A 13,611-nucleotide genomic window follows, 5' to 3' on the forward strand; every position below is an offset into this window, starting at 1 on the left:
GCCTTGCAGGATAAGGCTTGCGGGAGGCTTTAGCACCTTTTTTGTTACTTATGCCAAAAATTTTCAGGTAGCCTGCTGGGAAAGGCTACCTGAAAAATATTGTGCGGCTTACTCAGGCTTTGGCCAAGGCGGCTTTGAGCTGTTTGAGGGTGAGCCAGGCTTGGGCTTTGAGTTCGGGCTGGCGTAGAAGGATGGCAGGGTGGGGGACGGTGAAAGCGGTGGTGTGGCCGATGAGCTGTTCGAGCAGCCAGCGGCGGGCAGGATCGTAGAAGCTGTTGCCGAGCAGGAGAACGGCTTGCGGTTGTACCCAGGCGAATTCTTGGCGGATAAAGGCGGCGCAGCGCACCTGTTCTTCGGGGGTGGTTTTGAGGGCGATGCGCGGCGTGCAGCGCAGCCAGGCGGTGCGGAAGGCTTGTTCGGGCGACAGGCCGATGGCGGCGAGCATGTTGTCGAGCAGCCGGCCGTGCCGGCCGCTGATGAGCTGGCCGGTTTCGTCGTCGCTGGGGGCGGGGTTGAGGCTGATCACCATGAGGCGGGCGGGTATGGCGCCGTAGCCGCTGAGGGCTTGTTTGCGCTGGCTGTGCAGGGAACAGGCGGCACAGGCAGCGGCTTGCTGTCGCAGCTCTTCAATGCTGGCGAAGGTGGCTGGGGACAGTGCTGCCCACAGACGTTGCACGGCGGCGAGCGGGTCGATTTCGTTGTCGGTTTGAGCAGGAGTGGGCTGGAATGGCTGCGGAGCGGCTATGGCAGCCAACACGTCGGCGCGGTGGCCTTGCGGGGGCTGTGCGGTGCGGGCAGCTGGTTGGTTTGGCGCAAGGGTGTGGTTTGGATGTTGCTGAAGCTCACCGGCCGAAGTTTGCCGAAGTTCGCTTTGATTGTTTTCAGGTAGCCTGGGTTGGGCTGCGGGGGCGGTAGGGTGAGCCGGACTTGCTGGAAGTTCGTTTTGCCCGCTTGGGCGAAGCTCGCCGTGGCCGCTTTCAGGTAGCCTGGCAGGGGATTTAGGCTGGCTGTGGCTAGGCAGGGTTGGTTCGGCAATGCGGGCGCTGCGTTTGAGCCACATGGGGCCGAGGCCGAGGGCTTCGTGCAGGCGGAGGTAGCGGCTGCTCAGCATGATTTCTCCATCAGCAGGGCGTCTTCACGGCTGCCGTCGGGGCGGGGATAGTAGCCGGGGCGGCTGCCACAGGGAATGAAGCCGTGTTGTTGATACAGGGCAATGGCGGCTTGGTTGCTGTGGCGCACTTCGAGGAAGATGCGGCGGATGTTTTGGGCATCGGCCTGTTTGAGCAGGTGGCTGAGCAGCAGGCTGGCCACGCCTTGGCGGCGGTAGGCGGGGGCGGTATCGATGAGGTGCAGTTCGGCTTCGTCGAGGATGGTTTGCCACACGATGAGCCCGGCCAGCTTGCGGCCTTGTTCGGCCAGCAGCACGGTTTCGTTGGCGTGGCCGATGCAGGCGACAAATTGCTTTTCCGACCAAGGTGAGGGATTACACTGCGCATCAAGCGCGGCCAAGGCGGCGCTGTCGCCTGGGCGGGCAAGGCGGATAATCATGCCGCCCCTTTGCGCGCAGCCTGTTCGGCAGCGGTGAGGGCAACTTTGTTGCGCACGTAGAGTAGTTCGGCCTCGGCGGCGGAAACAGCGGGATAGCGGCCGGAGGCGGCCAGCGCCAGGTAGTGCTCGGCGGTGGGCATATCAGAACAGCCGGGGAAGGGCGGGGGCTCGGGCAGGGCAAAAGCGTTGCCGATGCCGCTGATGCTGCTCGGGTTGAGGCTACCTGAAAGGTTTTCAGGTAGCCTGATTTCAGCAGCTTTGCCCACTTGGTAATCGCTCAAGCATTGTTGGGTTTGGGTGTTGAACCAGACATAGAACACTTCGCCCATGCGCGCATCGGTGGCAGCCAGTATGGCAGTTTGGCCGGGGCAGAGCGAAGCAACCGCATCGAGGCAGGGCACGGGGATGAGCGTGATGCCAAACGGTGCAGCCAGGCCTTGCGCCACACCGGCACCGATGCGCAGGCCGGTAAATGCGCCCGGGCCTTGGGCATAGGCGATGGCGGCCAGTTCGTGCACAGCCAACCCGGCTGCATCCAGCAGGGTGGCAATCTGCGGCAGGATGAGTTCAGACTGCCGGTTGCCGGTCTCCTGATGGAATAGACTGGTATGGCCGTTGTGCCGCAGCGCCAACGACAACCACTGGGTGGAGGTGTCGATGGCGAGCAGCGGCTGTTTGGTGGAAATGCTGTGGTTCATGCTGTGCAACTTCAGTTGGCTGCCACGATTTTGGACAGATTACGTACCAGCGCGGAGAGCATAGATAAGTCGGCCGGTTCGTAGTGCTGCATGTCGGCAATCTGGCTGCGTGCTGCGGCGATTTTGGCGGCGGCACGGCTGTTGCTGCCGGCCTGCAGGAAGTCGCGCGTGAACGCCAAATGGATGTTGGTGGCGTCTTCATACATGGCCAAACCGGCTTGCGACTGCCATTGGTTGTCGCTCGGCAGTTTGGCGATGGCACGGTAGATCCAGCTCATGTTCAGTTTTTCGGAGAGCATGAAGTAGGCTTTGGCAACGGTGGCAATGGGCTTGCCGATTTTGGCAGCCAAGTCCACTACGGCCAACACATTGGCGGCAAAGGGCAGACGTGCGAGCATGGCCACATCCTGCTGGCTGAGCACATCGTAGCTGCTGAGCCAGGTTTCGCGTTCGGCGATGCTGGGGTGCTCTTCGGCCTGGATGCGCTCCGGCAGTTGCTGCATGAACTCGGTGGTGGGAGCGCGGTAGTGGCTGATGAGGCTGCCGATGTTGTCGAAGGGGCGTTTGCTGCGCAGCAGCTGGCCGGCTACATGGCCGATAAGCTCGGCAATGTCGGCACACAGGCGCATTTGCGCTTCGGCAGGCAGGCGGTTGTCGAGCGCCTGCACGGCGCGGAAACGCTCTTCGCCGTCGAGCAGGATATCGGCCACCCAGTAGGCGCGTACCACATCGGCCACGGAAGCTTGGTTTTCTTCGCTGCAACGCTGGATGAAGTGCATACCCATGCGGTTGATGACGCGGTTGGCCAGCTGGTTGGCGATGATTTCGCGCCGCAGGTAGTGCTGCTGCATTTCGCTGCCGTATTGCTGCTGGAGCGGGGCGGGGAAATAGCGGATAAGCGCGGGCAGGAAGTTGGGGTCGTCGGGAAGGTCGCTGCCCAAGAGGTTGTCTTGGCAGTGCATTTTGCTGTAGGACAGCAATACTGCAATTTCCGGGTTGCTCAGGCCTTCTCCGGCTTCGGCGCGGCGTTTGATTTCGGCTTCATCCGGCAGGAATTCCACGGCGCGGTCGAGGCCGGCGTTTTCTTCCAGATAGCGGATGAGCGCGGCAGCGGTTTTCAGGTAGCCTGCCGGGTTGAGCTGGGCAACGGAGAGGGCTTGGGTTTGCAGATAGTTGTCTTGCAACACCAGTTGCGCCACTTCGCCGGTCATGTCCCGGAGCAACTCATCGCGCTCTTCCAGCGTTAGGCGTTCGGCGCGCACGGTTTCGCCGAGCAGGATTTTGATGTTTACTTCGTGGTCGGAGCAGTCTACGCCGGCGGAATTATCGATGGCGTCAGTGCAGCAGCGGCCGCCATTTTGCCAGTATTCGATACGGCCCAGCTGGGTGGCGCCGAGGTTGCCGCCTTCGCCCAACACTTTGGCGCGCATTTCGCCGCCGTTCACGCGCACTTCGTCGTTGGCTTTGTCGCGCACGTCGGCGTGGCTTTCGGAAGCGGCTTTGATGTAGGTGCCGATACCGCCGTTGTAGATCAGTTCCACATCGGCTTTGAGCAGCTCACGGATGAGCTCGTTGGGGGTGAGGCTGTCGGCTTCGATACCAAGCCAGGCTTTCACTTCAGGCGTAATCTCGATGGACTTGGCGCTGCGTTCATACACGCCGCCGCCTTGCGAAATCTGCGCACGGCTGTATTTTTCCCAACCGCCGCCGCTTTGGAACAGGCGTTTGCGCTCTTCAAAGCTCTTAGCGGCGCTGGGGTTCGGGTCGATGAAGATGTGGCGGTGGTTGAAGGCGGCTTTGAGCAGGATGTGCTCGGACAGCAGCATACCGTTGCCGAATACGTCACCACCCATGTCGCCAATGCCGACTACGGTGAAGTCTTCATTTTGGATGTCTTTGCCCAAATGACGGAAATGGCGCTTTACCGATTCCCACGTACCACGCGCAGTGATGCCCATGCCTTTGTGGTCGTAGCCGGCGCTGCCGCCGGAGGCGAAGGCGTCGTCCAACCAGAAGCCGTGTTCGGCAGAGATAGCGTTGGCGGTATCGGAGAAGGAGGCGGTGCCTTTGTCGGCAGCCACTACCAAGTAGGGATCATCACCGTCGCGGCGGTGCAGCTGCTGCGGCGGCTCGATGCCTTCGGTGGTGCGGTTGTCGGTGAGATCGAGCAAGGCGTTGATGAATATCCGATAGCAGGCGATGCCTTCTTTCAGGTAGCCTTCGCGGTCGGTAGCGGCATCGGGCAGTTGTTTGCACACGAAACCGCCTTTGGAGCCGCCGGGCACGATCACGGCGTTTTTCACCATCTGCGCTTTCACCAAGCCCAGCACTTCAGTACGGAAGTCGTCGAAGCGGTCGGACCAGCGCAGGCCGCCACGTGCCACTTTGCTGCCGCGTAGGTGGGTGCCTTCCACGCGCGGGCTGTACACCCAAATTTCAAACAGCGGGAGCGGCTTGGGTAGGAAGGGGATGTCTTTAGATTTGATTTTCAGGCTGATTTCGGATTTCGGGCAGCCTTCTTTGTCGGTTTGCCAGAAGTTGGTGCGGCACACCGCCAAAATCACGGAACGGAAGGCGTTGATGATGCGCTCTTCATCCAACGAGGGTACGTCGGCTAAGAGGCCGGTGAGCTCGCTGTTGATCATCAGGGCACGGTTCTCGTCGGCTTCTTCGGGGTGCAGGCGGGCAGCAAACAGTTCCACCAGTTTGGCGGCGATGACGCCATGGCGAATGAGGGTTTGCTCGATGCGCTCTTGGGAGAACGGCAGGGTGGCCTGTTTCAGGTATTTGGCGATGGCGCGCAGCAGCATGCTGTTGCGCCAGGTGATGCCGGCAGAGAGTACCAAGGCGTTGAAGCGGTCATTTTCCACACGGCCTGCCCATACTTCGGCAAACAGCGCGGGCAGTTCGCTGCCCAAGGCATCGCAGCCATCGGCTTGCGCGTGGACAGGCACATTGGGTTTGAGGGAGAAGTGGTTCAGGCCGACGGCACTGTTCGCGGTGTGCAGGGGATAGGGCACAGCGGTATGCACATCGAAACCCATGTTGCCGATGATGGGCAGGGTTTGTGACAGCGGCGGGCTGATTTGCGGGGTGTAGAGGCGCAGTGCGTAGGGCGCGGCCGGGTTTTCCTGCTCGGAGAAGACGGTAACCAACTCGTGGTCGTCGTTGAGGAGTTCGGCGTGTTTGAGATCGGTAATCGCCTGATCGGGGCTGAAGGCTTCGCGGTAGGCGGCAGAGAAGGCGGTGTCGTCTTCGTGAGCGGCAGAGGCAGCTTTGGCCTTGGCTTTGGGTTTGGCTGCTGGCTGCTTTTTCTGCTCGGCTTTGGCTTGCGGCACGGCAGCCTGCGAAGCGGCTTCGGCAGCATTATCGGCTCCGGCATTGGCCGCCAGGCTGGCAACATGTTGCTCCAGCTCATTGCGGGTAAAGGCGGGCAGTTTGCCGGCGTTGGTGCGGCACAGGAATTGGACGCAGGCGAGCGGATTGTCGTCGGTCAGTTGCACGGCGTATTCGCAGCTTTCGGCGGCCAGAGTGGTTTTCAGGTAGCCTGCAATGCGTTGGCACAGTTGGCTGCCGAATTGTTCTTTGGGTAGATAGCACAGCACGGAAACGTAGCGTTTGAATACATCGCTGCGGGCAAACAGGCGCACGCGCGGGCGATGGCACAGTGCAAGCAGGCCGGCAGCGGCTTCGGCTAGCTCTTCGTTGCTGGATTCAAACAGCTCGTCGCGCGGGTAGGTTTGCAGCAGGTGGCGCAGGTTGTGTTCTTGATGGCTGCCATCGGCAAAATCAAAGTGTTTCAGTACATATTCGGCTTTGCCGCGCAGTATGGGGATGCTCCAGATGCTGTCGGTGTAGGCGGCGGCGGTGTAGAGACCGATGAAGCACCATTGGCCGATAACTTGGCCGTTGGCGTTGAGTTTGTGGATGCTGACTTGGTTGAGATAGGCCGGACGGTGGATGCGGCTGCGCTGCTGTGATTTGTTGAGCAGCAGGCGGTTGTGGCGCAGCCATTGTTTCTTGTCGGCATCGGAGAGGGCGGCAAAATCATCGGCAATCAGATTGCTGTTACCGGCGAGAATGCCTTGCGCCGTATTGGCTTTGGCCTGCAGGCGCGGGCTGCCGGAATGGTTGACCAAATCGTATTCGCAGAAGCCCATCAGGAGGAAATGGCGGTCGGCCAGCCAGCTGAGGAAGGAGACGATTTCCGCATCTTGGCTGCGGCCTTCGTTCAGAATCATCTGGTTAACCAGCAAGAGCTGACCGCGCAGTTTGTGTTCGCTCTCTACAACTGTACCCAGTTCGGCTAAGAGGTTGCGGATTTGTTCGGCCAGTTTTTGGTCTTGTGCGGCCTCGCCGCCTTCCAGATATACAGCCACCAATGTTTCCTGCGCGCTGCCTTCTTTGGCGGCTTCGTCAAGAGTGGCAGCTTTGCCGTCTGCATTGCGTTTTACTTGCCATGTACTGTGCAGCACGGCCAAAGGCGCACGCTGCTCACGGTTGAGCAGCATCAATAGGGAATCAAGCAAGAAGGGGAGGTGGTCGGCCACAATTTCCACCAATGTGTGCTGCACGGTGTCGCCGGTGGGCGAAACGCGTACCACTGCTTTGCCCGCGGCACGGGGCTCTTGAGCGAGCTTGCGGTGCGAATCGGCGGCAGATAAGAGTTCGGTGTCGCTATAGCAGGCCAGGTCGGCAAAGTCGGCCTGGCGATAATAGCCGGCAAGGAAGGGGAGGAAATCTTCTGCAAAATTCTGTTGGCGGGCACTGTCTTGCAGGCGCAAAACGGGAGGCGGCAGGTTCATGCTGGGGCTCCTCTTGAGCTTCTTGGGTTGGTATGGCGGATTGCAACCCGAGCAACGCAGTTTGGCCGCGTTGCTCTTTGCCGGTTTTAACCCGTCATAATGAAAATTAAGACTGGCTAATGATACGCGAAATATGTGGTTTGAGGTAGGGTGGGCGTGGCGGTGGCGGTAGGATGTGGCGGAGAGGTTTCAGGTAGCCTTAGAGGCAGGCAAGGTAATGGCTGAAATACTTTATTTATAGGCTGTTATGGCGGAAACAATATTCTTGGATGTAGGGTGGTAAGTCAGAGAGATATGATAATCCATCGTGGGAGCATATCTTGCTATTTGCTGTTTAAAGAATAGGTTGCGATTATTGCGTGACAATATGGAACAGAAGGCTACCTGAAAGCGCGGCTTCAACGAAGTTTCTGCGAAGCTAAAGTGTAGATGCCGTAGGAGAGCGGATTTTTGCCAAACTAAAGTTTGTGGGCGATTTGAAAAGCAAACAGGCAGGCTGCCTTTATGGCAACCCGCCTGATTTGGGCGAATATGATAATTAGTGGTGATGGCCGTGTTCGCCGTGGGCATGACCGTGGGCGATTTCTTCAGCGGTGGCAGGGCGGATTTCAGCCACTTTGCCTTTAAAACGCAGCTTCATGCCGGCCAGCGGGTGGTTGCCGTCTACCACGGCTTTGCCGTCGGCAATGTCGGTTACGCGGTAAACCAGGGTGTCGCTGGTTTCGGGGTCGTCGGCTTCAAACATCATGCCCACTTCCACTTCCACAGGGAAAACATTGAGCGGCTCGAGGCGCACCAATTCCGGGTCTTGCTCGCCGAATGCGTCGTCAGGAGAAAGGGTTACATCCACTTCTTCGCCTACGGCTTTGCCGTGCAGCGCTTCTTCCACCAGCGGGAAAATGCCGTCGTAGCCGCCGTGCAGATAGGCGATGGGCTCTTCTGTTTTGTCGATCAGCTGGTTGTTGGCATCAAACATTTCATAATGCAGGGTTACTACGGTGTTTTTTTCGATGTTCATGGCAAGTCTTTCCTGCTTGGGAACGGTTGGGAAGGCATTATTTTACCTCATTGGCAGGTTTAGGCAATGCGGCGGCGGCTTGGGCTGGGATAGGGGAGATTTGCCGACACTCTGTTTGTTTGTATGCACGGTAGTGTGGCGATGAGGCGAAATGGCGGATGCGGCCTAGGTGTGACGGGTTGTGGTTTGGTTTGGAGGTTGTTGGTTTCTGTTGATTTGTTTTAGGTTTTGTTGATTTTTAGTAGGCTGGAAGGCAGTGCGTGGGAAGGGCTAGGCGGCTTTCAGGTAGCCTTTTGGGCAGCAGGGATAGAGTGGTTCGTGAATATGCTTGGTTTACAAAAAGATAAAGTTTTTTACTTGGAATACAGGTTAGAGTAGCCCAATAAAAGGCTGGTATAGTAACGTTGGCCCACTCTTGGCATATTCAAATTGTGTTTTCAGGTAGCCTTTTGGGGGAGGGGCTACCTGAAAATGGGATGGGATAGCGGAGCCCCTTTTAATCTATCTTCAATAAGGCTTCGATGGCGGCGGTGTATTGCGGCAGGCGTGCCATTTCTTCTTCGAGCTTGTGCTGGCTGCCGGTGTTGTTGAGGGCAGTGTCGATTAAATCCAGTGCGGCGGCGGTGGCGAGGATGCGGCGGCGTTTGGCCGGGCTGATGTTTTTCTCGTCGAGCAGGTCGGTGATGTTGCCGAAGTTGCGGTTTTTCATCATATGTGGTGTTCCTGTGTGGGCTGAGGCTACCTGAAAATGTGCAGGGTAAAAAATGCCCCGCGCCGGAGAGGCTGCGGGGCAGGATGCTTACTGTTGACGGTCGAGGCCGAAGGCTTTGTGCAGCACGCGGGTGGCGAGCTCGAGGTATTTTTCATCGATCAGCACGGAAATTTTGATTTCGGAAGTGGAAATCAGCTGAATATTGATGTTTTCCTCGGCCAGGGTGCGGAACATGGTGGAGGCCACGTCGATGTGCGAGCGCATACCAATGCCGACGATGGATACTTTGCATACGGTGTCGTCGCCGTGAATATCGGCCGCGCCGATGCTTTCCTGCACGCTTTGCAGCAGCTCGATTGTGTGGCGGTAGTCGCCGCGCGATACGGTGAAGGAGAAATCGGTGGTGCCTTCTTCGCCGGCATTTTGGATAATCATATCTACATCGATGTTGGCATCGGCCACCGCGCCCAAAATCTGATAGGCGATGCCGGGTTTGTCGGGTACGCCGCGCACGTTGATGCGGGCTTGGTTTTTGTCGAATGCGATACCGGATACAATGGCTTTTTCCATGTTTGGGTCTTCCTCGTAAGTAATCAGGGTGCCTTCGCCGCCATCGGTGAGGCTGCTCAATACGCGCAGGCGCACTTTGTATTTGCCGGCGAATTCCACCGAGCGGATTTGCAGCACTTTGCTGCCCAGGCTCGCCAGTTCGAGCATTTCTTCAAACGATACGGTGTTCATGCGCCGTGCTTCGGGTACCACGCGCGGGTCGGTGGTGTAAACGCCGTCCACATCGGTGTAGATTTGGCATTCGTCTGCCTTGAGTGCGGCGGCCAGCGCCACGGCGGAAGTATCGGAGCCGCCGCGCCCCAGCGTGGTGATGTTGCCCTCGGCATCTACGCCTTGGAAACCGGCCACAATCACCACTTTCCCCGCCGCCAAATCGGTACGCATTTTGCTGTCGTCGATGTATTCGATGCGGGCTTTGGTGTGGGAATTATCGGTTTGTACCAACACCTGCCAGCCGGTGTAGCTCTTGGCCGGAATGCCGATATCCATCAGCGCCATGGCCAAAAGACCGATGGTTACCTGCTCGCCGGTGGCCAACACCACATCCATTTCGCGCGGGTCGGGAAACTCCTGAATTTCGTGCGCCAACGCCACCAGGCGGTTGGTTTCGCCACTCATGGCGGACACCACCACCACCACGTCGTGCCCTTCGGCACGGGCGCGGGCAATGCGTTTGGCCACATTCTTAATGCGCTCGGGGCTTCCCACTGAAGTCCCGCCATATTTCTGTACCAATAAAGCCATTTGCTTGAATACTCTCTTTACTTTTGAAGCCAATCCGTATCGCACCTTAGCAACGGATTGGCCGAAAATTGGGAAGTGGACAGTTTGCCGATGTATCAGGCAGAGCGGCATTATTGCCAGTTCGGCATAAAAAAACAAGCCTTACATCGCCGCAGCTGTGCCATTACCTAGGGTAGCAGCAGTATTGCGCGGCAGAACTTTTCCCTTTTTGAACCAACCGCCGTGCAAAGGGTTTGCTACAATCCGCCTGGCTGAATACTAGTGTAGGAAATCGTCTGTCGAATGAATTGGAACGCCGTATCCGCGCCTGACGAAGAAGTACACGCGCTTTCATACAGTAAAGCTCTGTTTCTACTTTGCAAAAAACCGATCTGGCTGTGCCGTTCCCTGTTTTCAGGTAGCCGGAAAACTCGAAAAAAGCAGCCTACACTTTCCCCATCACGAAAGACGCGCCATGCCCAAACTCCCCGAATGGTTTGCCCAGCTACTGCCCGTGTTGGCCGGTCGACAGTCCGCTGCCGATTTCGAACGTTGGCTATATACCGAAGCGGCCAAAACGCTGCTGCCCGAAAACACATACGCTGCCTTGTTCTGGCTGGATTACCGCAAGACGCATCCGCGCGATATCCATGACGCTTTGGCGGAAGCTGGCGATTGGACGGGCGGTTGGCACAAACTGCAGAGTGTGTATGAATATCTGCGCACGGGCTATTTGAATTGGGCGGACGACGAGCTTTTGCGCGTATTGCCGCTTCCCGATGATTATATTGCCCGATTGCAGGCGTTTACCGAGTGGGTGAATGGTAGTGCAGACATGTTGGAAGCATTGGGCATGCCTGCGGAAATTGCCGCCGTGAACGCTTTGTCAGACGGCTATCTGACCGAGTTGTGCCGATATTTTTCCGCGCCGCAAAAGTGCAGGCTGCCTGCCGTGCCGCCGCCTTATCTCTCATTGCACAACGCCGCGTTGTATGAGATTGATGGCGTTCCGCGCGAAGTTTCGTTTGTCAGCGCTGCTTTTTCCTGCGAATCGGACGACACACCGAACGCGCCTGAAATTTACGGCAAGGCGCTCGCCCGATATTTGGCGGAAGGGCTGGCACGGCGCGGCTTTTCCGTGACGGGTTGCCACGCGGAAGATTGGGGCTGGCGCGTGGATGTTGGTAATGCGGATTTCCCTCTGTGGCTCGGCTGCGCCAATTTGACGGACGGCGAAAACCGCTTCCGTTGCTTCATCGAACCGCACACCGATTGTGTGCGCCGCCTGCGGCTGTTCAAACACGATACCCGCGCCGTAACGGCACGCCTTGCCGCCGCGCTCAACGATATTTTGCAGCAGGACGACCGCATCGAATCAGTGGAATGGCAATGACGGCGTGAACATATATTGCTGGCTGAATCGATCAATTAAGCAAGGTGTCGGGGTGACCAAGCTAAGTCAGATAAATGATTTAACGTACTATTCCCGGATTATTCTCTGTGATGAAAGTTATCCCATTATTGATAACCCAGACCCTGGGTTGATGCTTTAACCTATAAACATCTATCCCAAACTACTAGGCGCTATTATGAAAAAATTATTGTTATCCCTTTTGGCTGCCATTGCCATAAGCCCTCTTTGTCAAGCGGACACGGTTACGCAGAGGGAAGGATTCGGTGAGGTACATACCCGCTGCCTGTTGAAAACCGGCAACGGCAGTTTCCGGCTTTCGCCATGTAGGAATGTGCTCATATCTGCAGCCGCCCCGCTCGGTGTGACGGTCAAACATGAAATAGGCGGTACATTGATCTATACCGCATCATATGCTTGGAAAGACGAGCGCCACCCAAACTATTACCTGACTTCCGTCAGGCAGGAAATAGAAGATTTGAGCTATCGTTCCGCAGCCCGCGTATTCTATCTGGACAGACAGCGGCGGCGTATCTCCGATAGTAGCTTCGGACTGCCGAATATTTGGGAATGCTATCGGCAGTTGCACGGCGATAAAATCACATTATGTGTTTGGCAAAAACCCTGATTTCCCAGCCTGCAGGGCTACCTGAAAACCCCAAAAGCAGCCTGCACCCCACCCCATAAAAGGAAACCCAAATGGCCAAAGCCCCCAAAATCCTCTACACCTGCACCGAATGCGGCGGCACCGTGCCCAAGTGGCAGGGCAAATGCCCGCACTGTGGCGAGTGGAACACCTTGCAGGAAGGCCTGGCCGCGCCCGAGCCGAAGAATGCGCGCTTCCAATCGTGGGCGGCGGACACCACGCAAGTGCAGGAACTCTCCAAAGTCACTGCCGCCGAAGTGCCGCGCGAGCCCACCGGCATGGGCGAACTCGACCGTGTGCTTGGCGGCGGGCTGGTGGACGGTGCGGTGATTTTATTGGGCGGCGACCCGGGCATCGGCAAATCCACGCTGCTGCTGCAAACCGTTGCCCTGATGGCGAAAAAACGCAAAGTGCTGTATGTGTCGGGCGAGGAATCGGCGCAACAGGTCGCCCTGCGCGCGCAGCGGCTGGGGCTGGATGCGGACGGCGTGCATCTGCTGGCGGAAATCCGTTTGGAAGCGGTGCAGGCTGCTTTGAAACAGCACCAGCCCGCCGTGGTGGTCATCGACTCAATTCAAACCATGTATTCCGACCAAATCACCTCCGCGCCCGGCTCCGTGTCGCAGGTGCGCGAGTGCGCCGCCCAGTTCACCCGCATGGCCAAGCAGATGGGCATCGCCATGATTTTTGTCGGCCATGTGACCAAAGACGGCGCGATTGCCGGCCCGCGCGTGCTGGAGCATATGGTCGATACCGTGCTGTATTTCGAAGGTGACCAGCATTCCAACTACCGCATGATTCGCGCCATCAAAAACCGCTTCGGCGCGGCCAACGAGCTGGGCGTGTTCGCCATGCTGGAAAACGGCCTCAAAGGCGTGTCCAACCCCTCCGCTATCTTCCTCGCCAGCTACCGCGACGACGTGGCCGGCTCGTGCGTGCTGGTAACGCAAGAAGGCAGCCGCCCGCTGCTGGTGGAAATCCAAGCGCTGGTGGATGACGCGCACGGCTTCACGCCCAAGCGACTCACCGTCGGCCTCGAACAAAACCGCCTCGCCATGCTCTTGGCTGTGCTCAACCGCCATGCCGGCATCGCCTGTTTCGACCAAGACGTGTTCATCAACGCGGTGGGCGGCGTGAAAATCAGCGAACCGGCGGCGGATTTGGCGGTGATTCTGGCGATGGTGTCCAGCTTCCGCAACAAGCCGCTGCCGGAAAAAATGGTGGCCTTCGGGGAAGTCGGATTAAGCGGCGAAGTGCGCCCCGTGGCGCGCGGGCAGGAGCGGCTGAAAGAAGCGGAAAAACTCGGCTTCAAACGCGCCATCGTGCCCAAAGCCAACCTGCCGCGCAGCAAAAAAGAATTCCCCGGCCTGGAAATCTTCGGCGTGGAACGGCTGGACGAGGCGGTGAGATTGTGTAGGGATTTGGGGCATAAGTAACAAAAAAGGTGCTAAAGCCCCCCCGCAAGCCTTATCCTGCAAGG

10 protein-coding genes are annotated in these 13,611 nt (G+C 58.0%); 3 read left to right on the forward strand and 7 right to left on the reverse strand.

Annotated features, from left to right (window positions below; all coding sequences use genetic code 11):
* Window positions 1-112: 112 nt before the first annotated feature.
* The 7 genes from ACO6EE_RS08850 to ACO6EE_RS08880 form a co-directional block, all read right to left on the reverse strand.
* Window positions 113-1,111, reverse strand: coding sequence for a uracil-DNA glycosylase (locus ACO6EE_RS08850; protein WP_485960682.1), 999 nt, complete (start codon window positions 1,109-1,111; stop codon window positions 113-115).
* Window positions 1,105-1,548: a ribosomal protein S18-alanine N-acetyltransferase gene (gene rimI, locus ACO6EE_RS08855; RefSeq protein ID WP_485960683.1), complete on the reverse strand. Its 444-nt coding sequence runs from the start codon at window positions 1,546-1,548 to the stop codon at window positions 1,105-1,107. Before rimI ends, ACO6EE_RS08850 begins: the two co-directional genes overlap by 7 nt.
* Window positions 1,545-2,246, reverse strand: a complete 702-nt coding sequence (gene tsaB, locus ACO6EE_RS08860; protein WP_485960684.1) for a tRNA (adenosine(37)-N6)-threonylcarbamoyltransferase complex dimerization subunit type 1 TsaB — start codon at window positions 2,244-2,246, stop codon at window positions 1,545-1,547. Before tsaB ends, rimI begins: the two co-directional genes overlap by 4 nt.
* 11 nt (window positions 2,247-2,257) lie before the next feature.
* Window positions 2,258-7,051, reverse strand: a complete 4,794-nt coding sequence (locus ACO6EE_RS08865) for an NAD-glutamate dehydrogenase (RefSeq protein ID WP_485960685.1) — start codon at window positions 7,049-7,051, stop codon at window positions 2,258-2,260.
* A 538-nt stretch (window positions 7,052-7,589) separates the two neighbouring features.
* The gene (locus tag ACO6EE_RS08870) at window positions 7,590-8,069 is read right to left on the reverse strand and encodes an FKBP-type peptidyl-prolyl cis-trans isomerase (protein ID WP_485960686.1); all 480 of its coding nucleotides are present in this window, start codon (window positions 8,067-8,069) and stop codon (window positions 7,590-7,592) included.
* 496 nt (window positions 8,070-8,565) lie between these two features.
* Window positions 8,566-8,781, reverse strand: coding sequence for a hypothetical protein (locus tag ACO6EE_RS08875; RefSeq protein WP_485960687.1), 216 nt, complete (start codon window positions 8,779-8,781; stop codon window positions 8,566-8,568).
* An 87-nt stretch (window positions 8,782-8,868) separates the two neighbouring features.
* On the reverse strand, window positions 8,869-10,095 hold the full coding sequence (locus tag ACO6EE_RS08880; RefSeq protein WP_485960688.1) for an aspartate kinase: 1,227 nt from the start codon (window positions 10,093-10,095) through the stop codon (window positions 8,869-8,871).
* A 454-nt stretch (window positions 10,096-10,549) separates the two neighbouring features.
* Here ACO6EE_RS08880 and ACO6EE_RS08885 point away from each other — a divergent pair, with 454 nt between their 5' ends.
* The 3 genes from ACO6EE_RS08885 to radA all read left to right on the forward strand — a co-directional run bounded on the left by ACO6EE_RS08885 (window position 10,550) and on the right by radA (window position 13,567).
* On the forward strand, window positions 10,550-11,467 hold the full coding sequence (locus tag ACO6EE_RS08885) for a hypothetical protein (protein WP_485960689.1): 918 nt from the start codon (window positions 10,550-10,552) through the stop codon (window positions 11,465-11,467).
* A gap of 196 nt (window positions 11,468-11,663) precedes the next feature.
* Window positions 11,664-12,113: a hypothetical protein gene (locus ACO6EE_RS08890; RefSeq protein ID WP_485960690.1), complete on the forward strand. Its 450-nt coding sequence runs from the start codon at window positions 11,664-11,666 to the stop codon at window positions 12,111-12,113.
* Window positions 12,114-12,184: 71 nt separating this feature from the next.
* Window positions 12,185-13,567, forward strand: coding sequence for a DNA repair protein RadA (gene radA, locus ACO6EE_RS08895; protein WP_485960691.1), 1,383 nt, complete (start codon window positions 12,185-12,187; stop codon window positions 13,565-13,567).
* Window positions 13,568-13,611: the final 44 nt, after the last annotated feature.

The sequence above is a fragment of the Eikenella sp. genome (assembly GCF_057315495.1).

Coding starts and splice junctions, on each gene's coding strand:
- ACO6EE_RS08850 (WP_485960682.1), bottom strand. CDS start 1,111: ATGCTGAGCAGCCGCTACCTCCGCCTGCACGAAGCCCTCGGCCTCGGC.
- rimI (WP_485960683.1), bottom strand. CDS start 1,548: ATGATTATCCGCCTTGCCCGCCCAGGCGACAGCGCCGCCTTGGCCGCG.
- tsaB (WP_485960684.1), bottom strand. CDS start 2,246: ATGAACCACAGCATTTCCACCAAACAGCCGCTGCTCGCCATCGACACC.
- ACO6EE_RS08865 (WP_485960685.1), bottom strand. CDS start 7,051: ATGAACCTGCCGCCTCCCGTTTTGCGCCTGCAAGACAGTGCCCGCCAA.
- ACO6EE_RS08870 (WP_485960686.1), bottom strand. CDS start 8,069: ATGAACATCGAAAAAAACACCGTAGTAACCCTGCATTATGAAATGTTT.
- ACO6EE_RS08875 (WP_485960687.1), bottom strand. CDS start 8,781: ATGATGAAAAACCGCAACTTCGGCAACATCACCGACCTGCTCGACGAG.
- ACO6EE_RS08880 (WP_485960688.1), bottom strand. CDS start 10,095: ATGGCTTTATTGGTACAGAAATATGGCGGGACTTCAGTGGGAAGCCCC.
- ACO6EE_RS08885 (WP_485960689.1), top strand. CDS start 10,550: ATGCCCAAACTCCCCGAATGGTTTGCCCAGCTACTGCCCGTGTTGGCC.
- ACO6EE_RS08890 (WP_485960690.1), top strand. CDS start 11,664: ATGAAAAAATTATTGTTATCCCTTTTGGCTGCCATTGCCATAAGCCCT.
- radA (WP_485960691.1), top strand. CDS start 12,185: ATGGCCAAAGCCCCCAAAATCCTCTACACCTGCACCGAATGCGGCGGC.